Origin of the sequence: Lactobacillus iners, from assembly GCF_011058775.1 — a bacterium.
In the GTDB taxonomy this organism is placed as follows: domain Bacteria; phylum Bacillota; class Bacilli; order Lactobacillales; family Lactobacillaceae; genus Lactobacillus; species Lactobacillus iners.
The window spans coordinates 1,144,396-1,167,045 of the sequence record NZ_CP049230.1; the positions used below are offsets into that span (position 1 = coordinate 1,144,396).

Genomic DNA, 22,650 nt, shown 5'->3' on the forward strand with positions numbered 1-22,650 from the left:
AATAAACCAAAAAAAGCGGATTATCTATTGGAATTGACCAGTGATAATCCGCTTTTGCTGATTTTCTAACCTAAATTATGTATCAAAAAAAGTATATGCTTTTAAAACATATACTTCTTAGTTACACATTCAGTTTTTCAACCTCTAAAAGGGCAGACTGGTAGTGTAATTAGAAGATTAAGTAAAAAAATACCTTTAAATACTTAAAAAATTCAACCACGCTACCACCTATGTATCCGCTAGCATGGACGCCCACGGAGGTGCCGTTACATTTAGTTATTAATTCAGCTATAGACCTGCAGCAACGATAGCATTGTTCTACAACATATATCCAACCCACTCTCAAATTAACATTACCACACCAGGTTGGCGCAATGCGTAACTTGACGTTAATTGAGGAACCTAAATATCAAACCTATAAATATTTGATACAATTATTTTATACCATTAGAAAATTAATAAATCAATTTGATTCATAAAACTTTATAATTGCTTAATATTTTCATTTACTCATTTGCAACTTACTCATAATCTCATTAACGATATCCGTGATCGTATTCAAATCAACTACAAACCACTCTCTAGGATGGATAATCCTACCATTACCAGCTTTAATATCTACGTCTAAGCGGTATTGGACTAAAGCATGATGCAGAGCTGTTTCTAAAGCCTCTGGATTCAGGTTTATAACTTGATATTCTGCTACTACTTTAACCGGACCATATAAATAAGTTGATTCATTTTCTGCATTGGCAATTCTTCTTTCAACGGTTCCAGAAGTAAAACCTACCTTATACAAAGGATGATCTTCTTGAATCCTCTTTACATCTGCATTATTACTGAGTGACTTTAATACGTAAATATAGCCAGTTACCTGATCGTCTTCACCAAATTCAAATTTATCATCTGGTTCAGTGACTATCTTTCCACCGCCACCACGTTGTTTAGATCCATATAAGGAAGCTATTAAGCCATTTCTTAAAGGAAAATTCTCGGTTCCATTATCATAAATAACGTGTAAACGTGCATCAGTATCAGTATCGCTACGATTATTATTCTTAAACTCTGCACCAATAGATTCAATGTACATTAGTTGACCCTTTAGAACATAAAATCCATGCAATTTGAGTTTATTATTACCATACCTTATTAAATGACGCTTGCCAGAAGTTAATTCTGCTTGCACCTGCTTAAATAATGGACGATATTTATTAAAATCATCCATTGCTTTTCTCTTAGATTTATTTTTGGCAACATTCTCTTGAGATTTTTTATAGGCATTGAGTGAACCAGTATCAAATAATTTAGAATTTAATGATTGACCAGAATTATCAAATAAAGCAGAATCATCATTCAAAATATCATCAAGAGAATTAAAGGTCTTTTTTTCTTGACTGACTTTTTCTTTCAAAGAAACATTTTGATTTTCTGTCTTTAATAAACCTAATTCATCATAGGGTTTAAGTAATTCTATTCTTTCTAGATCCTCTCGAATTCCCTTTAATCTGCTAGCTAATTTTCTTTCACCTAGTCTACTAAGATCAGTGGTCTTTTCAGGTTCTTTGCCATTATGCTCTTTTACCCAATTCTCAATTTCTTTAAATTTTTCAACTTCTGGGTCATAAGTTACCCGTTTTTTCTTGGGTTTGGCTAATAACTCATTAGCGGCTGGATCATTAAATATATCATCTAGTGAACGAATAGGACGAGCATTATCTATTTTCATTTCGTCTAGCCCTCATATCACTTAACGTAGCCAATGCATAAGCCATTCTAACTTCTTCTTCATTGTTAGAGTTTTTGTCTGGTCGACGTCCTGTCTTTTCTACAAAGGCTTTGGCATTCATAAATAATTGCATCAATTCTTCATTAGAGAAGTCATATTTCTTCGCATCGATGGAACGTTCAATAATTCTAAGAGTGTTGCTATCAATATTTTGCGACATTACGTCATATGCTCTTTGGAATGGATTGATTGACTCAATCAAGTTAATATCTAGATCATGAACATTAATAAACTTATCCGCCATTTTAAGAAATTCGTTTGTATTGCCTTCCTGATCAACTGAAGAATCAACCTTAGCATGACGCAAAACAGTATCGGCCACAACATATTGACTAACTTGTTCTACTTCATCATTGTTCAAATCTGGGTAACGAGTCATAATAACTTTGGGAATTAGTTCTTTATTCATTACCTCTGCATCTACATTAGCAGCAATACCGTTTTTCACATCATTATCTTGCAAAATAGCTGCTTTAAGATCAGGTAAATCATTTTCAATAATACTTTGAGCTCTCTTAGTAGTTGGCTCTTTTAAGCCTTTTATTAAAATATCTGCATCCCCAGAAGGAGTATCAGACTTGTGATTTCTTCTCTTCAAATGAATTTCAGGTGCAAGGACTTGTTCCATCAAAAGGGATGCAGTAATAGCCTTCAATATCTGGTTAACTGCGTACTGTACTGCATCATCTTTAGCATCAGGTTGTTCAATCATATTGGTAAACTGTGCATGTGTTTTATTAGAACTATCACGAGTAACCCGACCAATAATTTGAACAATTTCTGTTAACGAATGACGATACCCAATAGTCAAAGCTTGTTCAGCCCATGGCCAATCAAAACCTTCTTTAGCCATATTAAGAGCTACAATAATATCCAAGTCATCAGCACTACTGATATTTCTTAAGTATTCTTGAACCTTTTCTCGTCCATCCTCATTAACAAGATCAGCAACCTTCAATAATTTACCAGTCTGCTTACTTTTAATTGTATAAATACCAGTTTTATCATCTCTATCAACGAGAGTACCAATTGCATCAAAGATAGCATCAACCTCATTGTATTTATCCTTAGTTGATGCACTAGAATTAATACTTGGAATATGAATAATTGTCTTCTTAGTTGTATCAATCGCATCTGGTAAAGCGTCCAAATACGAACCTTGATAAAACTTATAGTCAATGCCGAAAGACTTCAAATACTGATAACCATCAAGTTGTTCATAATAGGTATAAGTTACCTTATCAAATAGTTGTTCATCTTCTGGAGAAAGAATCGGCTCTGAATCTCCTCTAAAGTAAGAACCCGTCATAGCCATAATATGAGCAGAAGAATTATGCATGATATTCTTCAAAGCAGTGCCTAGAACAGAACTATCATTAGATGAAACATGGTGAAATTCATCAATAGCAACCATTACATTGTCAAAAGCACGATCATCAGCTACTTTTTCATAGGCAAATCTTAAGGTAGCATGCGTACAAATTAAAATTCTACTTTCTAAAGAATTAAGAAAGTCCACTAGCTTTTGTACTTTACTTTCATCCCCACCTGGAAGGGTTAAATCATATTGTGGGTCAACCTTCCAATCTTCATAAAAGCCATATTTGACCAATTCGGTATTCTTAAATGATCTACCAATCGATCTTTCTGGAACTGCTACAATAATCTTTTTAACACCTTGATTAGCTAATTTATCAAGTGCAACAAACATTAAAGCTCTAGATTTACCTGAAGCCGGTGGAGCTTTTACTAAAAGATATTGCGAATTGCGGTGTTGATAAACACGTGCCTGCATTTCACGCATTCCTAATTCATCGGTATTTGTGCTTTTACCAGTTTGATGGTAATTTACTTCAACTACATTTTTATCTTGCATGGTTAAGAGATTCCTTTATCACAATCTATTAAAAACTTTATTATTACTGTTGATTGATTCATTAAAAACTTTATTTCTTTAGAATTCAAATTTTGAGGTAGATTATGCTTAGCTTCATGATTTTGAATTTTTTCATACATGTCTAACATTTTAAAAAACAAATTTCTAACTTCTTTACTTATATCTTTATCTTCAAAGAACTTACCTAATGCACTTTTCTGATTTTCAAGTGAAGCTTCTGAACCAGTAATTCGTTTTATTAATAATTCAATGGTTAGACGCATATTATCTAAAGCATTCCGATAATCTAAATGATCATAAAATCTATAGGTTCTCTGCCATTGATTTTTTAAATCAATTGAATAAGTCTCCAATAATGTTGAAACCGAATTTCGGGCTTTTATTACCCCATCGCTCGCATCTTTTACAAGTAAATCAATTTCATCGCGAAGAAAATCATCTTCAGAAAGTCGACTATGATATTTTATTTGTGAAAGAAAATCTACCTTTTGTTCATCAGACAGTGCATCTAAGTTTTTTGATAAAAGTTCTTTTTTATTATTAAATAAAGCATAATCTGGTACTTCAATAGGAATATGCTTATTAAAACTTTGAGCAAACTGATAAGTTAAATCAATAAGTTCATTTGCAGAAAAATGTTGTGATATTTGATCTTCAACATCATTTAATAAAACAAGCGGTATTCTATTCTTCATTTTTTATTTTCCTACTATACATATCTAATAATAAAGCTAATCTATCATTATCACCTTTAAAGCCATTCGACTTATATGCTCGATCCACCACTTCATCAAGTTCTTGATGAGCTTTTAATAATCTAGGATTCATTGGCTTAGGATTTTTTTCAGCAAGTGGTGAACCATATAAATCATTCAATGTGCCTTCTTCTTCGTCTCTTATATCCAATATTTTTAAAACCAGCCCCTCAATTTCTTTTTTTCTACGACTAGACAAGCGAGGAACAGGGAAGGTATTATAGCCTAAATTCTTAGAATATCTATAGCTCTTTCCTTCCTTTCCGCATGAAGCCTTGATCCAAACATAATGTAATCTTGATAGAATCAACCCTAATACCCAAATTGGGCCATCATAAATGCCAAACATCAAATCAGAAATAATGTAATCTTTAGTCAATAAACCTGCTGGAATATATAATCTCCCAACAGTATTTACTTTAGGTACTACAATAGTATATTCTTTCGCAATCTTAGTATCTCTAAATTTAAACGGAGTTATGGCTAAATTATTAGTACCCTTATCTGAGCTTGATTGTCGATGATTATATACATTTATAAAACGATTTCTAAATACTGGTATTTTATTTAAAAGATTATATTCTTTTTTTTCAATCCAAAGGCAGTAACGACATGTACTAGACATATATTCTTTAGTTCCTACATGTCTTTTAAAATATTGTTTTGTTTCTGGATGCTGCTCAATAATCTTTTTATACTCATCTATTGTAAATAATAAACCTGGTGCTTTATTGCCTCCATCATTAGCCATATCACCCATATCCATTTCTGGTAGATTGCTAATTGATGATCCAATACTTTTAATAAAAATTGTAGAATGATTGGTTAAATATGGTGAAATGTTGTCAACTTTTTCAAAAGTATTATTAAACGAATTATCTGTATATATTCTCTTATTGTTTGCTTTTTTTAAACTCGTTAATCCTATAATGTTAACTGTTACTTTAGCATTGTTTTTTGCATTATTATTCCAAGTAAATGGTTCCCAACAAAATGATATTTCAATATTCAGATTTAAAATTTTATTCCATAAATCAAAAACTTGTTGTCCTTGTGTGATAGAACTCGTGGCAACAAAAGCCAAGGTCGCATTAGTATTATTAATGTATTCCGCCCCTAACATGAACCATCCTGAAATATAATCTAGCCCCTTATAATTTCCATTTAAGTTAGCAAATACCACTTTAATATCTTCTTTATGTGTCTTTTTCTGCTTTGCTCCATGTGAACCCAAATAAGGTGGATTACCAAACAAATAAACCTCATCATCTTTCTTATGAGGTAAAATCTTCTCCCAATCTAGTCTCAATGCATTCCCACAGGCAATAGCTCCTGCATGTTGCAAAGGTAAAGTAGGGCGCACAGCATTATTAATTTCATCCCTAAGCTTAATATTCATCTGGTGTTCCGCAATCCATAATGAAAGACGTGTAGTATCACAAGCAAAGTCATCAATTTCAATTCCGTAGAACTGGTCAAGCGTTACAGAAGGTAAATACATCATAGCTTTACCGCTACCTTCTTCAGCAAGAATTTTATTTTGCTCTTTCAAAATATCAATTTCTAATTGTCTTAATTGCTTGTAAGTAACAATCAAGAAATTACCTGAACCACAAGCAGGATCCATAAACTTAATTTTGCCAATACGCTCATAAAGATGTTGAAGTTTCTTGTAACTTCCTTTCCTCTTATCAAATTCATTTATTAACTCATCAAGGAACAAAGGCTTAATAACCTTCATAATATTTGGTACTGAAGTATAGTGCATCCCCAAATGACTACGACTGTCTTCACTTGCAACAGCTTGAAGCATAGATCCCAGAATATCAGGATTAATCTGATCCCATTCTAGTTTCTCACCAGCATCAATAATTAGCTTTCTAGACTTAACTGTAAACTTCAATGATTCATGCGGATCCTTAAACAAATCACCGTCAACGTATGGAAAATCTGCTAACCAACTTGGTGTATCAACTGGACGATCTTCTTTTCTAACATCTAAAACACTGAATAACTGACCAATAAAATTATCTAAATCACTGCCATCAAGTCGAGTTAATTCCTTTAATCTATTAGTAAAAAGATTCTTTTCAAAAATATCTGTATCTTCTGCAAAAAGACAAAATAGTACTCTAATTAAGAAAAGATTCAAACCTTTTCTCGTAGCATTTGGGTTATCTTTAACGATAACGTCGTATAATTTAGCAAATCTTTCAGCCGCTCTAATATCAGCTGGATTCTCTTTATCAAAGTCCGCCTTTTCAATTCCATTCCATGCTAAGAAGAATTCAAACTTCTGTGGCAATCTTTCAAAAGGAATGCTCAATGTATTATCTGTTTTAGTATCATATGCTAAGACTTCTTTAAAATTAGTTACAAAAATATAACGTGGCTTGGTACCTAACTCATCTACTTTAGCCTTAACATCAGTAAAAGACTGCATTAAATTCTTATCCGTCTGCTTATAATAAAGTTTATTCTTCAAGTAAACTTCACCAGCAACATCAGCTAAGTTATTGATGCCTTTCTTCAATTTAGTAATTGTTGCTTTAGGGATGTCGTACACTCCTAAGAAGTCATAAATGAAACTATCTTTATCATTTTTTTCAATAATATTTGATATCTCATCTTCTATTTCAGTTATAGCCATATTACTTTCCTCACATAAATAATATTCATTAATACTATTATCGTTGAATCTAACATCTAACTCAATACTTCAAACATGACAAAAGCCCTTAGTTATCACACTAAGAGCTCCTTCTTTTTGGCATATTTCTATGTCAATTAATACCTTTTTAAGTAGTTTTTGTTCCTGTTAAATGCTGATATATCGGCATTCCAACTCTAACTAATATAATGGTTTTATTCCCTGTCCCTTCAATACTTGATAAATATATTATATCTAATTGATCATACAAAAACTGCTAATCTAGATAATTAGCAGTTTCTACTTTAATTCTTCTTATTGTTTTTTATATTTAAATTTGCAGCTTTCCACAAATCATAAACATTATTCCAACGACTAGTAAACATAACATCAGTAATAATTGTATATATTAAACCATACCACGTATTAAGCATTTCAGTCGCATCAACCTGCGGAAATTTCTCCCCATCATGCGTAATTCTCGATCTTAATCCATACGCTCTTTTAATGGCTGCATCGCTTTTCTTAAGTTGCTGCGGTTTAACTCCCTGATAACAAGTTAAATTAATTATTGATACTAATTGATCTTCAATTGAAACGGATAATCCCTCTTTCCAAAGCTTATCCTTCTCTAATTTATCTTTTAATTTATCCGGATCTTGTTCAACTATTGTTTCAAGCGAGATCATAATTTGCAAAAATTGTTTAGTTTGATTAGAGTTAACTATCCCATCACCAATCCAATCAATGGCTCTTGCACATTGTTTTTGCAATGGTGTTAATTTATTTGAGTCTTCAACAATTAAGGAAATTATTGGCAACCAACGTTTATCAAAATTCATATTTGCTTTTTTTCTATTATCTGGATTTATGCCTGTTGATGTACTCCAACCGTCTTCCAAAATTCCAGGCGTTTGTTTAGTTGAAAAATGCCCACTTTTATTAGTAAATTGATACAATCCGTCTTCTTGAATAATATGTTGACTTAGTTCTAATACCCGGCTAGGTTTATGATTAAAACCATTTAGGAAATTAATAATATTATTTATATAATTAGCAGAAGCTAAAGCACGATAATAGCTTTTATCGCTTTTCCCTGAATCTATTACGGATACTCCTAATAAAATATCTTCTGGCTGAATTAATTTTTCATATTTTGGATTTTCTTCCGCTTTACGGTTCAAATCTTCAGCTTCAGGTATTTCTTTCAACAGTTCCTGACCACTAATAATTATAATGTTTTGACCAAGACTAATTTTTCCTTTATATGCAAAATCAAATAATCTAAAGAAATAAATCTTATAATTGGGTTTTTTAATACTATCAATAAAACTATTTATCATATCCAGATTATAAGGCTCATTATTAGAAACAATGTTATCAACGAATTTCTCAAGCTTAGAAGATATTTGATCAATATCGTACTCTATATTTTCAGCATTGAATACTATCTCAACATTTTCCAAAAGATTAACAAAATCTTCATGTGCACCTTTAGTAATGAATAATAATCTATTACCAAATTTTACTGCATATAAGTTGGGATCTTTTCTCATATCATAATCTTCTGACATTGACTTTTTTAGTAATTTATTATTTTCTCTTACCATTTTACCAATGATACGTTTAATTTTTTTAGCTAAATTAGGAAGATTTTTTACTTTATTCATTATTAGTCTTCTTTCTCAATAAAAAACTCTTAGCCATAAAGAGCTAAGAGTTCTGTTTATATTCTGGCATACTTTTGGCATACTTTCATGTCAAAAGAAACCCTTTTAAGCAGTTTTTATTCTTGCTAAATGCTGTTATATCAGTGTTCCAATACTAACTAACATTATCCTTTTATTCCCATTCGATAGTTGCAGGTGGCTTAGAAGTAATATCATAGACTACACGGTTAATATGATCGACATCATTAACAATTCTAGTAGAAATTTTTTGCAAAACTTCCCATGGAATATGAGCAAAATCAGCAGTCATACCGTCTATTGATGTAACTGCTCTAATACCAATTGTGTAATCGTATGTACGACCATCACCCATAACACCAACTGAACGAATACCTGGTAAAACTGTAAAGTATTGCCAAATATCTTCTTGCAAGCCAGCATTCTTAATTTCTTCACGTAAAATTGCATCACTTTCACGTACTATGGCTAATTTTTCCGCTGTAATTTCGCCAATTACCCTAATACCTAGACCTGGGCCCGGAAATGGTTGACGCCATACTAAATCATGTGGCAAACCTAATTTTTCGCCTAAAACACGTACTTCATCTTTAAATAATTTGCGTAATGGTTCAATCAAGCTAAAGTGCATATCTTTAGGAAGACCACCTACGTTGTGGTGGGATTTGATAGTTTTGGCAGTGTTAGTACCACTTTCAATCACATCTGTATATAAAGTTCCCTGAGCAAGAAAATCAATGTCCTTCAATTTTTGAGCTTCTTCATTGAATACTTCAATAAATTCTTTGCCGATAATCTTCCGTTTTTTTTCAGGTTCAGTAACACCCGCTAACTTAGATAAAAATCTGTCAGCAGCATCAACTTTGATGATGTTAATACCCAATTCCTTATTTAAAGCTGCCATTACTTGCTCAGCTTCATTTTTTCTCAACATACCATGATCAACAAAAATAGCAGTTAATTGATCACCGATTGCTCGATGTAATAAGGTTGCAGTTACACTAGAGTCTACACCACCAGATAATCCTAAAATAACTTTTTTGTTGCCAACAGTTTGACGAATATCTTCAATTTCCATACCAATGAAATCGTCCATTGTCCAGTTAGCTTCAGCATGACAAATATTAAAAGCAAAATTCTTCAAGATATCCAAACCGTATTCAGAGTTACGAACTTCGGCATGGAATTGAATACCATAAATATTTTTTTCAGCATTGGCAATCGCAGCAATTGGACAGTTTACACTAGAAGCTATAGTTGTAAAACCTGCTGGTACTTGAGTAACTAAATCACCATGACTCATCCATACGGTTTGTTTAACAGGCAGTTCCGCAAATAAGCCTTCAGTGGTATCTGTAACAGAAATATCTGCACGTCCATATTCAGAATTTTCAGCACGCTCTACTTTGCCACCAAATACATGCGAAATAAGCTGCATTCCATAACAAATTCCTAATACAGGAATTCCTAATTTAAAAATATCAGAATCTATTCTCATTGCATCTTGATCATAAACACTATTAGGACCACCAGAAAAAATTATTCCCTTAGGATTAATCTCCTTAATCTTTTCTGCTGAAAGATCATGTGATAACAATTCAGAATAAATACCAAAATCACGTAGTCGTCTTGTGATTAATTGATTATATTGGCTACCAAAATCTAGCACAATAATTTTATCAAAATCTCTCAAATTTTTTTTCGTCACCTTTTTACTCCTTTTTCAGCTTTCCTATCCTCTAAAGATTACTAATAATTTTGGCTTTCGTCAAATATAAAATACGAATATTTTAGATATTTTTTTGATAATGCATTCGAGTATCCTCTTAAAGTTTTTTTATTTTTATTGTTTTATCGTTATTATTTTGCTAGAATTAAAATCGAAATCAAAAAAATAAACTTATATATTGTCATAATAAGGTTGATAGTTTCTACCCAAAACCGTAAATTTTGGACTATAGGTTTTAAGCTAATATTCTCTGTAATAAGGGCTTTTTTACCTATAGCTTGGGTAAAAAGTCCTTATTTTTGTATTAGGAGGATATTGTGGAAATTTTAGAAAAACGTATTCGCCAAGATGGTGAACTATTACCAGGAAACGTATTAAAAGTTAATTCGTTTTTAAATCATCAAATAGATCCAGATTTAATGTTTGCCATTGGGCAAGAATTTGGCAAACTATTTAACGGAGAAAAAATAACAAAAATATTAACATGTGAAGCATCTGGTATTGCACCAGCTTTAACTACAGGCTTAATTTTTCACGTTCCTGTAGTTTTTGCTCGCAAATCTAAGCCATCCACTTTAAATAAGGAATGTTATGAAACAGAAGTTTTTTCTTATACCAAACAAGTTACTAACAAAATAAATGTGGATAAAAAGTTTTTAAGCAAAGATGATTCAGTTTTAATCATTGACGATTTTTTAGCTAATGGTGAAGCTGTTAAGGGGCTAATCAATATAGCCAAAAAAGCTAACTCTAAAGTAGCTGGAGTTGGTATTGTAATTGAAAAAACATTTCAGGGAGGCAGTAAATGGATTGTCGATAACGGTTATCATTTAGAATCATTGGCACGCATTGCAAATTTTGACAACAACACGGTTCATTTTGTGGGAGAAGAATAATGGATAAACAAAATACAAATTTAGGAAAACAAGCTATTTTAGGTTTACAACATTTATTAGCTATGTACTCCGGTGCTGTTGCAGTACCAATGTTAATCGGTACCGCATTACATTTTAACAGTGCACAAATGACATATTTAATATCTATAGATATTTTCATGTGTGGTTTAGCAACTGCTGTACAACTTTTCAGAAACAAATACTTTGGTATAGGCTTGCCTGTTGTTTTAGGATGTGCTATTCAGGCAGTAGCTCCCCTACAAATGATTGGTCAACATTTTTCTATAACTACTATGTATGGTGCAATCATCGTTGCTGGTATCTTTGTAGTCTTAATTTCCAGTCAATTTGCAAGGATTAAGAAACTATTTCCACCAGTAGTTACAGGTAGTTTAATTACAGTCATTGGTCTATCTTTAATTCCAATTGCTTTTCAAAATATTGGTGGTGGCAATAGTCTTGCTAAAAACTTTGGTGATATTAAATGTTTAGCCACTGGATTTGCAACCGTTTTAATAATTTTAGCTTTCCAAGCATTTGGTAAAGGATTTTTAAAATCAATTTCCATTCTCTTAGGTTTGATCTTCGGTACAATGATTGCAAGTACACTTGGTATGGTTTCATTAGAACCCGTAGCTCAAGCTTCATGGTTCCACTTACCACAACCTTTCTACTTTGGTGCTCCATCGTTTGAAATCTCATCATGTATTACTATGATTATTATCGCAGTGGTTTCCATGGTGGAATCAACTGGTGTTTTCTTAGCAATCGGTAATATTATTAATAAAGATATAACTAAACAAGACTTAACCAAAGGATACCGTGCTGAAGGTTTAGCTCAAATTTTAGGTGGGATTTTTAACACATTTCCTTACACTACTTTTTCTAACAATGTTGGTGTCTTAGAATTATCTGACATTACTTCCAAAAAGCCAATTTACTGGGCTGCAGGATTTTTAATGCTAATGGGATTATTACCAAAAATAGGAGCATTAGTTTCGATCATTCCTGTTTCAGTACTCGGAGGAGCTATGTTAATTATGTTTGCCATTGTGGTCGTTCAAGGTGTTAACATGCTTTCCCAAGTAGATATTAGTAAATCAGAAAATATATTAATTATAGCCACTTCAATTGGCTTAGGTTTAGGCGTAAGTGTCTATCCACAAATTTTTCAACAATTACCAAAAACATTACAACTTTTCTTAGGTAATGGTATTGTAGTAGCAAGTTTTAGTGCCACAATGTTAAATTTATTATTTAGTAAAAGAAATAAAAACAAGTAATTATTACAAAATAAAAAACCTGACCGAATGGTCAGGTTTTTTTTCGTATTTAAAGGCAGCAAATACAGATTTAATAAATTACTTAACAGTAACTTTTGCACCAACTTCTTCAAGTTTAGCCTTGATATCGTTAGCTTCTGCTTCTGAAACGCCTTCTTTGATGTTCTTTGGTGCACCATCAACAAGGTCTTTTGAATCCTTAAGACCAAGGCCAGTGATTTCCTTAACAACCTTGATAACCTTAACTTTTTCTTGACCAATTTCTGTTAATTCAACATCAAATTCAGTCTTAGCTGCAGCTGCAGCTGCAGTAGCAGCAGCTGCAACAGGAGCAGCAGCAGTTACGCCAAATTCTTCTTCAATTGCTTTTACTAAGTCATTCAATTCAAGAATTGAAGCACCTTTTAAAGCTTCAATAATCTTATCAGTTTCTAAAGCCATTATAACTTTCCTCCAAAATAATTAATTATATATAGAACGATATCTTATTCGCCCTTTGATTCAGCAACAGCCTTAACAGCATATGCAACATTGCGAACAGGTGCCTGCAATACAGAAACAAGCATTGAAAGCAATCCTTCACGACCTGGAATGGAAGCGATTTGCTTGATCTCTTCTTCGCTGGTAACCTTACCTTCAAGCAATCCACCCTTAATTGATAATGCTTCAATATCCTTAGCATATTTTGAAACAATACGAGCAGGTTCAGTAATATCATCTGCGTTATCGGTATAAACAACAGCTGATGGTCCTGAGAAAGTTTCGTCTAAGCCTTCAATGCCAGCTTTTTCAGCAGCACGCTTTAAATAAGTATTCTTGACTACTTTCATCTTAACATCAGATTCACGTAATTCCTTACGTAAACTTGTTACTTCGTCAACAGTCAAGCCAAGGTAGTCAACTACTAAAAGTGACTTAGCAGCTTTTAACTCCTCAGAAAAGGCATCAACATATTTCTCTTTAGCAGCAATAGCAGCTTTACTCAATGAATTCACCTCCAAAATTTTTTTAAGATAAATTCTACTGTAAGAATCAAAAAACCACGCCAAAAAGACGTGGCATTAAATATCCATTCTTTCTTGGCCTCGGCGGGATATTAAGGCTTTACGCCACCCGAGTCTTCGGTAGAACTTTCATCCTTTGATATAATAACAACTATAATTTTTTTTGTCAACATATATTGGCATAAAAAAAGTCATATTTATGATATGACTTCTTTCTTATTCAATTACATTAAAGTCATTGGATCTAAATAGATACCAGGGCCAAATGTTGCTGATACTGCAACTGACTTCATGTATTGTCCCTTAGCTGCTGCAGGACGAGCACGTAAAATAACTTCACGTAAAGCATTAAAGTTTTCAGCAAGTTTTGCACTTTCAAATGAAACTTTACCGATAGGTGCATGAATTAAACCTTGTTTATCAACACGGTATTCAACTTGTCCAGCTTTAACATTCTCAACAGCCTTAGCAACATCCATTGTTACAGTTCCAGTCTTTGGGTTAGGCATTAAACCCTTAGGTCCTAATACACGACCTAAGCGACCAACCTTAGCCATCATCATTGGTGTAGCAACAACAACATCAAAGTCAAAATAGCCATTTTGAACTTTTTCTACTAAGTCATCTGATCCAACTTCATCAGCACCTGCTGCTTTAGCAGCTTCAGCTTGAGGTCCTTCAGCAAAAACAATTACTTTTTGGGTCTTTCCTGTTCCATTTGGAAGAACAAGTGATCCACGAATTTGTTGATCAGCTTGCTTTGGATCTACTGATAAATTAAATGAAACTTCAACAGTTGCATCGAAGCCTGCGTATGAAGTCTTCTTAACTAACTCCATAGCTTCATCAACAGTATAAAACTTGCCAGCTTCAACAAGTTTTGCTGCTTCTAAATATTTCTTTCCATGCTTTGGCATGTGATTTCCTCCTTGCAAATGTGGTCAAACGAGTCTTCAACTCTCCCACGCTGATTCGTTAACTTTGATTAACGATCCGACATTCTAGAAAATGGATTAATCTTCTACTTCGAAGCCCATGCTTCTAGCAGTACCTTCAATCATGCGCATAGCAGCTTCAACGTCTGCAGCGTTTAGATCTTGCATTTTGGTTTCAGCGATTTCCTTAACTTGAGCTTTAGTTACTTTTGCAACTTTCTTAGTATTAGGTTCGCCAGATCCTTTTTCAACTTTAGCAGCTTTTTTCAAAAGAACTGCTGCAGGTGGAGTCTTAGTAATGAAGTCAAATGAACGATCTTCATATACTGTAATAACAACAGGGATAATCATACCCTTTTGATCTGCGGTACGTGCATTGAAATCCTTTGTAAAACCAACAATATTAATGCCGGCTTGTCCCAATGCAGGACCAACTGGAGGTGCAGGAGTAGCTGCACCAGCTGGTATTTGTAGTTTAACTACGTTAATTACTTTCTTTGCCACGGTCAATACCTCCTTGATTCCGTGATGTGGTTATAATGGAGATTTCCTTTCTCTCCTCCCACAATAATAAAGATACTACAGTATAATATCATCTTTTACAATTAATTTCAACAAATGATGTAACTAATTTTATAAATCAGCTTAAGCCTCAAATTTTTTAACTTGTGTGAAGTCTAACTCGGCATTAGTTTCTCTACCAAACATGTCAATAGAAACAAGTAATTTTTCTTTATCTGTTTGGATACTATTAATCTTACCTTCCATATTCTTAAATGGACCTTCAGTAATAGTAACAGTTTCTCCTACCTCAAAATCATAACTTTGAGGTGCGGCTTCTTTATTTTGATCAGCTAGAATACGTTTTATTTCATCGTCATACAATGGAGAAGGCTTAGAACCACCACCGTGACTACCAACAAAACCAGTAACATTAGGCGTGTTTCTAACTACAAACCAGCTTTCATCAGTCATAACCATCTCTACTAAAACATAACCAGGAAATACTTTTTCATCAACCTTTTGTTCCTGACCACGCACCACTTCATTTTTCTTAACTTCGGGAACGATTACTCTAAAAATATAATCTTGCATCCCCATAGACTGAGCACGTGATAATACATCTTTTTTTACTTTCTCTTCATATCCTGAATAAGTATGCAATACATACCATTGTTTTTTACTGCTTTCTACCATTTATTTCTCCTTAATTAAGCAAATAAAAAACCTCCAATGGAGGCCACAATAAGATATAAGAAATTATACCATAGATTTTACAATAATTTAACTAATTGTTGGAATATAAAATCAAGCACGCCCAAATAAGCAGCAAATAAAATTGAACACCATACAACAGTAGAAGTATCACGCCTATTTTGCTCTAATGTAGGCCAAGTTACTTTTTTCATAGAAGCTATAACTTCTTTGATAAATTTAAACATTTAAATTACCTCGTTTCTTTATGCAAAGTCTTCTTACCGCAATATTTGCAGAATTTATTTAATTCCAATCTCTGAGTTCTACTTTTACTTGCTGCAATTGAATAATTACGTGATCCGCATATTGTACATGCAAGTGATGCTTTCTTTACTACCATACAATCACTCCTAAGCTTAAACTATCTTAACAAATAAATGCACTTTTTTCAATTTATTATTTACTAAAGATTTGCTTATATTTTATAAAAAAAACTTAAACTTACCAATTTAAGAGATATCTTGTACTTTTTTAGTTTATGATATTTATTGATTATATTTTGTTAGAAAGTAGGTTATTTATTGTGACAAATCAACGCAGTATATATGCCTGGTGGATTTTTATAGTAAGCTGTCTCATATCACTAATTGGATTTGGACTAATTGTTAATACGGTAGGTTTATTTTTTATTCCTTTATGCAAAGAATTACATGTTAACAAATCAAGTATTTCACTAATGGTTACCTTACAAAATTTAGCTTCAGCAATCACTTTGCTAATTGCTGGAAAAATTATGTCTAAAGTTAACTTAAAATGGTTACTAACGATTTTATTTGCAATCATTGGAATTGGCTTTTTAAGTTTAAGCATTGCTAATAATTTAGGTTGGTTTTACATAGTATATATCATTATTGGGATCTGTCAGCCTGGAGCTTTTATCCTATCTATACCAGTATTACTACAAAAATGGTTTAATGCTAAATTAGGAACAGTAATGGGAATTGCTTTAGGCTTATCAGGTATCGGTGGTACAATATTTAATCCGCTAGTTGCTGATGTTATTAAATCTTTTGGCTGGCGGGGGGGGTTTATTTTTGAGGCCCTATTAATTTTGTTAATACTAGTGCCAGCATCATTAACCATTATTCCTCAACCTAATGATAAACATCATGCATATGGCGAACCTAGTAAAGTTGATCATGTAAAACCAGGAAACGAGTCAGGATTAACATTCAAACAAGCTCGAAAAACAATAGTCTTCTATTCTTTAGCAATAGCTATGTTTTTATTGCAATTTGTATCAGGATCTGTTCAACACGTATCAGGCTCTATCCTCCACATTGGTTTTTCTATACAAACTGCTGGATTGGTAGTATCAGGAATCATGTTTGGAGCAGCATTAGGTAAAATATCTATCGGTTTTTTATTAGACTATTTCAATGCCAAAGTTGTTTTACTATTCTTTGCTTTATTTGGAATAAGCGGCTGGTATGGACAAATTATATTAAAAAATGGCTTAAGCCTAGTTTTATCAGCATTTATTCTAGGATTAGGGCAAGGAATCTGCTTGGTTGCTTTACCATATTTAATTAAAAAAGAATTTGGTGTTAAAGACTATAGTAACATTTTATCAATTATCAATATGGTCGGGGCTTTAGCTTTATCATTTGCTATTTTAATCGATGCATTTTTATTTGATACTACAAATTCTTATAATATTGGTTGGTATCTTAATATCTTGGCCTTTTTGATTAGTTTTATCTTACTAGCCTTGACACTTAAAAATTATCCAAATAAAAAATAAAAATGTAGCCTGTCATCAGGCTACATTTTTTGATGATATTCAATATCGCTATTCTAACAGTTACATCCGCATCACTCAAGCTAAAAGTGCTTGATTTCTTTCAACAGATCAAATTAAAATAATTCATCTTTTAATTTCCTTTTACACCGTGCTTTAGCCTGCAAAAGTTTAAGTCGATCACAACGTCCAATTTTACAAGCTTGTTGATGCGATAATTTTCCTAAATAAACTAAAATGGATAGTAACTCCAATTCACTTAAATTGCTTAAAAATTGAGAATAAATTTCACTAATTGGCAATTTATAATCATTAGTAAACTTTTCCATTATGATACCAGTATCATTACCATATTCATAAGATATAGCAGTTCTATTAGCTTCACGTCTTTTCGCTAATTCATAACGTAATAAAGACCGAACATGATTCGTAAATTTAGTTTTATAAAAAGCTCCAAATTGACTATTTCTTTCAAAATCGTACAAACAGCAAGCTTCATAACAAACTATCATTGCTTCTTGATCCCAATCCTGATAATCATAATTTCTAACATAATATTGGGCTTTGATTTTATTTACTACAGGTTTGTATCGCACAAACAACTGCTGTAAGGCATCATTATCTTTTTGTTTCACCCTCATAATTAACTCACTATCTGACACAAAAAATTCCTCTTTCACTTTTTTATATCAGATTAGTAGTTAAAATATTATCTTTTAAGCGAACATTTATTCAAGCAAACACTATATAATTTATGTCAAGCAAAATTAATAATTATTGCTTAATTTGTCCATTTTTGACAGCTTGTCTGCTATTAAACATTTGATATAACAAAATTCCAGTAGCAACACCAGCATTCAAAGATTGCACGTGTCCTGTCATCGGAATAGTTAATGTTTGGTCCATTTGTTTAAGTAGCAATGGTGATATTCCTTTACCTTCATTACCGATAACCAATACACATTTTCCACGTGCATCCCAATTAGTATAATTATCACCTGACATCGCTGTACCAAAAAACCAATAACCTTTATCTTTTAAGGTATCAACGGTTTGTACCAAATTGTTAACACGGACTACAGGGACATAATCAATCGCACCAGTTGAAGTTTTAGCTACAACGGAAGTTAATCCACTAGCCCGTCTCTGTGGAATAATAATACCATCAACGCCAGTAGCATCTGCTGTTCTTAAAATTGAACCCAAATTATGTGGATCTTCAATTGAATCCAGCATTAATAAAAATGGATCAGCTTTTTCTTCAATGCTTTTTAGTAAATCATTCAAATCAGTATATTCAAAAGGCGTAATTGCCAAAACAAGACCTTGATGATTTTGCTGATCAACTAACTTATCTAATTTGCTTTTGGGAACACTTTGAACTATTATTTTTTTCTTTTTAGCTAATTGATACACTTGATCAGCTATACTTGCCTGCACACCATTTTGCAAAAAAATCTTATTAATCAAGCTTGCATCCTGCGTTCTCAAAAAATCTAACCCTGCATGTCTACCAAAGACAAAATCAACATTATTTGAATCGCTTTTCATTATTTTCTCCATTTTCCACTTGTTCAATACACCAAGCGATGAGATTATCCAAACGATCATATTGCTTTGATAGATATAGATAACCAATCATTGCTTCAAATCCAGTTGAAAGTTTATATGTGCTAATACTCGTGTTTTTAGCATGTGTATAACTATTAGCATTTCTTCCCCGTTTAAAGATGGCTATTTCTTCAGCAGTTAATTTATTTAGATCTTTCATCTTAGTGATTAATCCTGCTTGAGCTTTAGCAGAGACATAATGAGTAGCGTAACCTTGCAAATGCTGAGGGCGAACAATCCCACCCTTTACTAAATGTTGCCTAATGGCTGCCTCATAAACACCATCTCCTAAATAAGCTAAGGCTAGTGAACCTATGGTATTAGGATCAATATCTTTTTCAACTATTTTTTTAGGCTTTAACATGATGCCACCTAGTTCCTTGTGGAGTATCTTCTAAAATAATTCCCTTCGCTAATAATTCATCTCGAATTTGATCACTAGTCGCCCAATCTTTGTTTTGTCGTGCAAGATTTCGTTGATCTACCAATTTTTGAATAGTATCATCATTTTCCATTTCAGTAGTAATTTTTACACCAAAAATCAGCAACCACTCATCCATTAATTGAACAAAATCCTGTAAATTTTTATGATCAATGAAATCGTTATTCAAGTGAACATTTACATGCAAAGTCAATTCATGCATCACACTTAATGCATTTTGCACATTAAAATCATCATCCATTGCAGCTATAAATTTTTTCTTGGCATCAATTAGTCGCTCTGCTAAATCAGAATCTGTGGCATCATTTTTCTCGGACAAGCGTTCTTCGATATTACGCAAAATATTTTTATAGCGTTTTAATACTGTTCCTGCTTGTCTTAATCCATCTTCCGTATAATTAATAGGCTTTCTATATTGAACACTAGACATATAAAAACGTAATACTTGCGGATCAACCTTTTTTAATAAATCATGTACCGTAATAAAATTATTCAATGATTTAGACATTTTTTCTTGCTTCTCACCTACGGTAACAAAACCATTGTGTAACCAATAATTGACAAATTTTTGCCCAGTTTTAGCTTCACTTTGAGCCAATTCATTTTCATGATGTGGAAATTGCAAATCTTGTCCACCACCATGAATATCAATTGTATTGCCCAAATATTTAGTACTCATAACAGAGCATTCTATATGCCATCCTGGTCTTCCTTTGCCCCAAGGAGAATTCCAAGCAATCTCATCTAAAGTCTTCTGACCTTTCCATAATGCAAAATCAATCGCATCTTCTTTTTTCTTTTGTTCTTCTACACTAATGTGTTGCGAAGCACCTTCTTCTAATTCATCAATATTTTGACCACTCAGACAACCATATTTGGTAAATTTTTTAGCTCTGAAATATACATCATTATCTACTACATAAGCGTATCCTTTAGCTATTAATACTTTAATAAAGCTAATGATATCAGTAATTTCTTCCGTAGCACGAGGATTAAATGTAGCTGGTTTTATATTTAAGGCTGTAGTATCAGCAACAAATGCCTTAATATATCTATCTGCTAAATCAGCAACACTAACATTTTCTTTTCGTGCTTGATTAATCATTTTGTCATCTACATCAGTAAAATTAGAAATATACTTTACTTCATAACCACGATATTCCAAATACCGGCGGATGGTGTCAAAAGCAATAACACTACGTGCATTACCAATATGAATGTAATTATAAACTGTTGGTCCACATACATACATATTGACTTTACCCGCAATTTGCGGCTTAAATTCTTCCTTTTTATTGGATAATGTATTAAATATTTTCACCAATGTACCTCTTTCTGCAGTATATTCTTATTATTTATTTTAACAAAAAAAAAATAGAATCCAACCCGTATACATACGACTTGCATCCTATTTTTAACTGTAAAAAAGCAACCATACTTTTTAAATATTAGCTTCATTCAACTCGTTTAAAGTAAGTTCCAAATGATGCATAACTCTTTCTTTACCCATCAATTCAATTGCTTCTCCAATACCAGGTCCAATCATAGAACGAGTAGCAGCTATTCTTATTGGCATAAATAGTTTTCTACCTTTAACTCCTGTAGCAGCTCTAGTTGCCATAATTGCATTCATAGCTTGCACAGCAGTAAAACGTGGCACCTGTGATAATTGTTTTTTAAATTCTTCAATCACTGGGCGAGCATCATCATTCTTAATTTCATCAAGTTCAGCTTCAGTTAACTTAGGTTCCTCTTCAAAGAAAATTCGTCCCAAATCTACAATCTGTTTAGTATAAGACATCTGAACAGAATAAATATTTACTAATTGACGTATCCACTCCATTTTTTCTGGATTAGGATCCTGCTCTACTAATCCTGCTTCTTGCAAATTATTTAAAGATAAATCCAACAATGTATCACGATCAGCATTCTTGACATATTGATTATTTACCCACTCAAGCTTCTTTTTATCAAAAGCAGCTGGAGATTTGGATAATCTCTTGGGATCAAATAACTTAATCAACTCTTTGCGTCCAAATAGTTCACTTTCACCTACAGGGGACCAACCTAACAAAGTAATAAAATTAAACATTGCATCTGGTAAATATCCAAGATCACGATATTGTTCAATAAATTGAAGCACAGATTCATCACGCTTAGAAAGCTTTTTACCAGTAGCTGCATTGATTATCAAAGTCATATGGGCAAATTTAGGCGGTGTCCAATTAAAGGCTTCATAAACTACCAACTGTTTTGGAGTATTTGCGACATGATCATCACCACGTAAAACATGAGTAATTTCCATCAAATGATCATCAATTACTACTGCAAAATTGTAAGTAGGCATACCATCACGTTTTTGAATAACAAAGTCGCCACCAATGGTATCAGACTCAAAAGATACGTGACCTTTAACCATATCATCCCAAGCATATGTCCGACGCTCTGGTATGTGAATTCTAACAACAGGCTTTAATCCTTTAGCTTCTGCAGCTGCTTGTGCTTGCTTAATCTCATCTGCTGTCATTCCCTCATATTCATAAGTATAATGAGGTGCTATACCCATCGCACGTTGTTCTTCACGTTGTGCTTCTAATTCCTCAGAAGTAGTATATGAATAATATGCTTTACCTTCATCTAAAAGTTGTTGAATATACTTATTATAGATATCTTTTCTTTCAGACTGTCTATATGGTCCATATTCACCACCTACATCAGGGCCTTCATCCCAATCGATTCCTAGCCAATGTAGATTTTCCATCTGTGATTTAGATCCACCTTCAACATTACGCTTTTGATCAGTATCCTCAATTCGCAAAACCATAGTTCCCTTATTATGGCGAGCAAATAAGTAATTAAACAATGCTGTACGTGCATTACCAATATGTAAATGTCCCGTTGGACTAGGGGCATAACGTACACGAATTTTTTCTTTAGCCAAATCCAAACGCCTCTTTCAATTAAAAAAATTATTAC

General features: G+C 32.8%; 21 protein-coding genes, 1 riboswitch and 1 other annotated feature. Of the genes, 3 read left to right on the forward strand and 18 right to left on the reverse strand.

Annotated elements, in window-relative coordinates; genetic code table 11:
* Nucleotides 1-502: 502 nt before the first annotated feature.
* From G6Z82_RS05585 to guaA, 6 genes are all read right to left on the reverse strand, one after another.
* The gene (locus tag G6Z82_RS05585) at nucleotides 503-1,726 is read right to left on the reverse strand and encodes a GIY-YIG nuclease family protein (protein WP_005724122.1); all 1,224 of its coding nucleotides are present in this window, start codon (nucleotides 1,724-1,726) and stop codon (nucleotides 503-505) included.
* Entirely contained in the window at nucleotides 1,713-3,662 is a 1,950-nt protein-coding gene (locus G6Z82_RS05590; protein WP_006729476.1) for a DEAD/DEAH box helicase, read from the reverse strand. The genes G6Z82_RS05585 and G6Z82_RS05590 overlap by 14 nt, the downstream gene beginning before the upstream one ends.
* A 2-nt stretch (nucleotides 3,663-3,664) precedes the next feature.
* A complete protein-coding gene (locus G6Z82_RS05595; protein WP_006729475.1) occupies nucleotides 3,665-4,378 on the reverse strand; it encodes a hypothetical protein in 714 nt (237 codons plus the stop codon).
* Complete coding sequence (locus G6Z82_RS05600) at nucleotides 4,368-7,088, reverse strand: class I SAM-dependent DNA methyltransferase (protein ID WP_164785916.1); 2,721 nt, start codon at nucleotides 7,086-7,088, stop codon at nucleotides 4,368-4,370. Before G6Z82_RS05600 ends, G6Z82_RS05595 begins: the two co-directional genes overlap by 11 nt.
* A gap of 305 nt (nucleotides 7,089-7,393) precedes the next feature.
* Nucleotides 7,394-8,758, reverse strand: a complete 1,365-nt coding sequence (locus G6Z82_RS05605; protein ID WP_006730539.1) for a HEPN domain-containing protein — start codon at nucleotides 8,756-8,758, stop codon at nucleotides 7,394-7,396.
* A gap of 172 nt (nucleotides 8,759-8,930) precedes the next feature.
* Nucleotides 8,931-10,484, reverse strand: coding sequence for a glutamine-hydrolyzing GMP synthase (guaA, locus tag G6Z82_RS05610; protein ID WP_164785918.1), 1,554 nt, complete (start codon nucleotides 10,482-10,484; stop codon nucleotides 8,931-8,933).
* Between the two features lie 172 nt (nucleotides 10,485-10,656).
* Nucleotides 10,657-10,754, forward strand: a riboswitch (purine riboswitch).
* A gap of 68 nt (nucleotides 10,755-10,822) precedes the next feature.
* Here guaA and G6Z82_RS05615 point away from each other — a divergent pair.
* The gene (locus G6Z82_RS05615; protein WP_164785920.1) at nucleotides 10,823-11,401 is read left to right on the forward strand and encodes a xanthine phosphoribosyltransferase; all 579 of its coding nucleotides are present in this window, start codon (nucleotides 10,823-10,825) and stop codon (nucleotides 11,399-11,401) included.
* Nucleotides 11,401-12,684, forward strand: a complete 1,284-nt coding sequence (locus G6Z82_RS05620; protein ID WP_164785922.1) for a nucleobase:cation symporter-2 family protein — start codon at nucleotides 11,401-11,403, stop codon at nucleotides 12,682-12,684. The genes G6Z82_RS05615 and G6Z82_RS05620 overlap by 1 nt, the downstream gene beginning before the upstream one ends.
* A gap of 78 nt (nucleotides 12,685-12,762) precedes the next feature.
* On the opposite strand, the gene rplL is transcribed toward G6Z82_RS05620, so the two are convergent.
* From rplL to rpmG, 7 genes are all read right to left on the reverse strand, one after another.
* Complete coding sequence (gene rplL, locus G6Z82_RS05625) at nucleotides 12,763-13,125, reverse strand: 50S ribosomal protein L7/L12 (protein WP_006732421.1); 363 nt, start codon at nucleotides 13,123-13,125, stop codon at nucleotides 12,763-12,765.
* 44 nt (nucleotides 13,126-13,169) lie between these two features.
* Nucleotides 13,170-13,670, reverse strand: coding sequence for a 50S ribosomal protein L10 (gene rplJ / locus G6Z82_RS05630; RefSeq protein ID WP_006732436.1), 501 nt, complete (start codon nucleotides 13,668-13,670; stop codon nucleotides 13,170-13,172).
* Between the two features lie 38 nt (nucleotides 13,671-13,708).
* Nucleotides 13,709-13,827 (reverse strand) — a sequence feature (ribosomal protein L10 leader region).
* 85 nt (nucleotides 13,828-13,912) lie between these two features.
* A complete protein-coding gene (gene rplA, locus G6Z82_RS05635; RefSeq protein ID WP_006729466.1) occupies nucleotides 13,913-14,605 on the reverse strand; it encodes a 50S ribosomal protein L1 in 693 nt (230 codons plus the stop codon).
* A 96-nt stretch (nucleotides 14,606-14,701) separates the two neighbouring features.
* A complete protein-coding gene (rplK, locus tag G6Z82_RS05640) occupies nucleotides 14,702-15,127 on the reverse strand; it encodes a 50S ribosomal protein L11 (protein WP_006729465.1) in 426 nt (141 codons plus the stop codon).
* A gap of 141 nt (nucleotides 15,128-15,268) precedes the next feature.
* On the reverse strand, nucleotides 15,269-15,820 hold the full coding sequence (gene nusG, locus G6Z82_RS05645) for a transcription termination/antitermination protein NusG (protein WP_006729464.1): 552 nt from the start codon (nucleotides 15,818-15,820) through the stop codon (nucleotides 15,269-15,271).
* Between the two features lie 77 nt (nucleotides 15,821-15,897).
* Nucleotides 15,898-16,065 (reverse strand): preprotein translocase subunit SecE, encoded by a 168-nt coding sequence (secE, locus tag G6Z82_RS05650; RefSeq protein ID WP_006729463.1) that lies wholly within the window; start codon nucleotides 16,063-16,065, stop codon nucleotides 15,898-15,900.
* Nucleotides 16,066-16,070: 5 nt separating this feature from the next.
* Complete coding sequence (gene rpmG, locus G6Z82_RS05655; RefSeq protein WP_006729462.1) at nucleotides 16,071-16,220, reverse strand: 50S ribosomal protein L33; 150 nt, start codon at nucleotides 16,218-16,220, stop codon at nucleotides 16,071-16,073.
* A gap of 138 nt (nucleotides 16,221-16,358) precedes the next feature.
* Here rpmG and G6Z82_RS05660 point away from each other — a divergent pair, with 138 nt between their 5' ends.
* Nucleotides 16,359-17,624 carry an MFS transporter gene (locus G6Z82_RS05660; RefSeq protein WP_102215354.1) on the forward strand — a complete coding sequence of 422 codons (1,266 nt, stop codon included), beginning with the start codon at nucleotides 16,359-16,361 and terminating at the stop codon, nucleotides 17,622-17,624.
* A 113-nt stretch (nucleotides 17,625-17,737) separates the two neighbouring features.
* On the opposite strand, the gene G6Z82_RS05665 is transcribed toward G6Z82_RS05660, so the two are convergent.
* The 5 genes from G6Z82_RS05665 to gltX all read right to left on the reverse strand — a co-directional run bounded on the left by G6Z82_RS05665 (nucleotide 17,738) and on the right by gltX (nucleotide 22,615).
* Nucleotides 17,738-18,283 (reverse strand): DNA-directed RNA polymerase sigma-70 factor, encoded by a 546-nt coding sequence (locus G6Z82_RS05665; RefSeq protein ID WP_006733706.1) that lies wholly within the window; start codon nucleotides 18,281-18,283, stop codon nucleotides 17,738-17,740.
* Between the two features lie 112 nt (nucleotides 18,284-18,395).
* Nucleotides 18,396-19,172: a 23S rRNA (guanosine(2251)-2'-O)-methyltransferase RlmB gene (gene rlmB / locus G6Z82_RS05670; protein ID WP_006730544.1), complete on the reverse strand. Its 777-nt coding sequence runs from the start codon at nucleotides 19,170-19,172 to the stop codon at nucleotides 18,396-18,398.
* A complete protein-coding gene (locus tag G6Z82_RS05675; protein WP_006733655.1) occupies nucleotides 19,153-19,596 on the reverse strand; it encodes a Mini-ribonuclease 3 in 444 nt (147 codons plus the stop codon). The genes rlmB and G6Z82_RS05675 overlap by 20 nt, the downstream gene beginning before the upstream one ends.
* A complete protein-coding gene (cysS, locus tag G6Z82_RS05680; protein WP_164785923.1) occupies nucleotides 19,583-20,995 on the reverse strand; it encodes a cysteine--tRNA ligase in 1,413 nt (470 codons plus the stop codon). Before cysS ends, G6Z82_RS05675 begins: the two co-directional genes overlap by 14 nt.
* A 120-nt stretch (nucleotides 20,996-21,115) precedes the next feature.
* Nucleotides 21,116-22,615, reverse strand: a complete 1,500-nt coding sequence (gltX, locus tag G6Z82_RS05685; protein WP_006737771.1) for a glutamate--tRNA ligase — start codon at nucleotides 22,613-22,615, stop codon at nucleotides 21,116-21,118.
* Between the last annotated feature and the right edge of the window lie 35 nt (nucleotides 22,616-22,650).

Coding starts and splice junctions, on each gene's coding strand:
- G6Z82_RS05585 (WP_005724122.1), bottom strand. CDS start 1,726: ATGAAAATAGATAATGCTCGTCCTATTCGTTCACTAGATGATATATTT.
- G6Z82_RS05590 (WP_006729476.1), bottom strand. CDS start 3,662: ATGCAAGATAAAAATGTAGTTGAAGTAAATTACCATCAAACTGGTAAA.
- G6Z82_RS05595 (WP_006729475.1), bottom strand. CDS start 4,378: ATGAAGAATAGAATACCGCTTGTTTTATTAAATGATGTTGAAGATCAA.
- G6Z82_RS05600 (WP_164785916.1), bottom strand. CDS start 7,088: ATGGCTATAACTGAAATAGAAGATGAGATATCAAATATTATTGAAAAA.
- G6Z82_RS05605 (WP_006730539.1), bottom strand. CDS start 8,758: ATGAATAAAGTAAAAAATCTTCCTAATTTAGCTAAAAAAATTAAACGT.
- G6Z82_RS05620 (WP_164785922.1), top strand. CDS start 11,401: ATGGATAAACAAAATACAAATTTAGGAAAACAAGCTATTTTAGGTTTA.
- rplL (WP_006732421.1), bottom strand. CDS start 13,125: ATGGCTTTAGAAACTGATAAGATTATTGAAGCTTTAAAAGGTGCTTCA.
- rplA (WP_006729466.1), bottom strand. CDS start 14,605: ATGCCAAAGCATGGAAAGAAATATTTAGAAGCAGCAAAACTTGTTGAA.
- nusG (WP_006729464.1), bottom strand. CDS start 15,820: ATGGTAGAAAGCAGTAAAAAACAATGGTATGTATTGCATACTTATTCA.
- secE (WP_006729463.1), bottom strand. CDS start 16,065: ATGTTTAAATTTATCAAAGAAGTTATAGCTTCTATGAAAAAAGTAACT.
- rpmG (WP_006729462.1), bottom strand. CDS start 16,220: ATGGTAGTAAAGAAAGCATCACTTGCATGTACAATATGCGGATCACGT.
- G6Z82_RS05660 (WP_102215354.1), top strand. CDS start 16,359: ATGATATTTATTGATTATATTTTGTTAGAAAGTAGGTTATTTATTGTG.
- rlmB (WP_006730544.1), bottom strand. CDS start 19,172: ATGAAAAGCGATTCAAATAATGTTGATTTTGTCTTTGGTAGACATGCA.
- G6Z82_RS05675 (WP_006733655.1), bottom strand. CDS start 19,596: ATGTTAAAGCCTAAAAAAATAGTTGAAAAAGATATTGATCCTAATACC.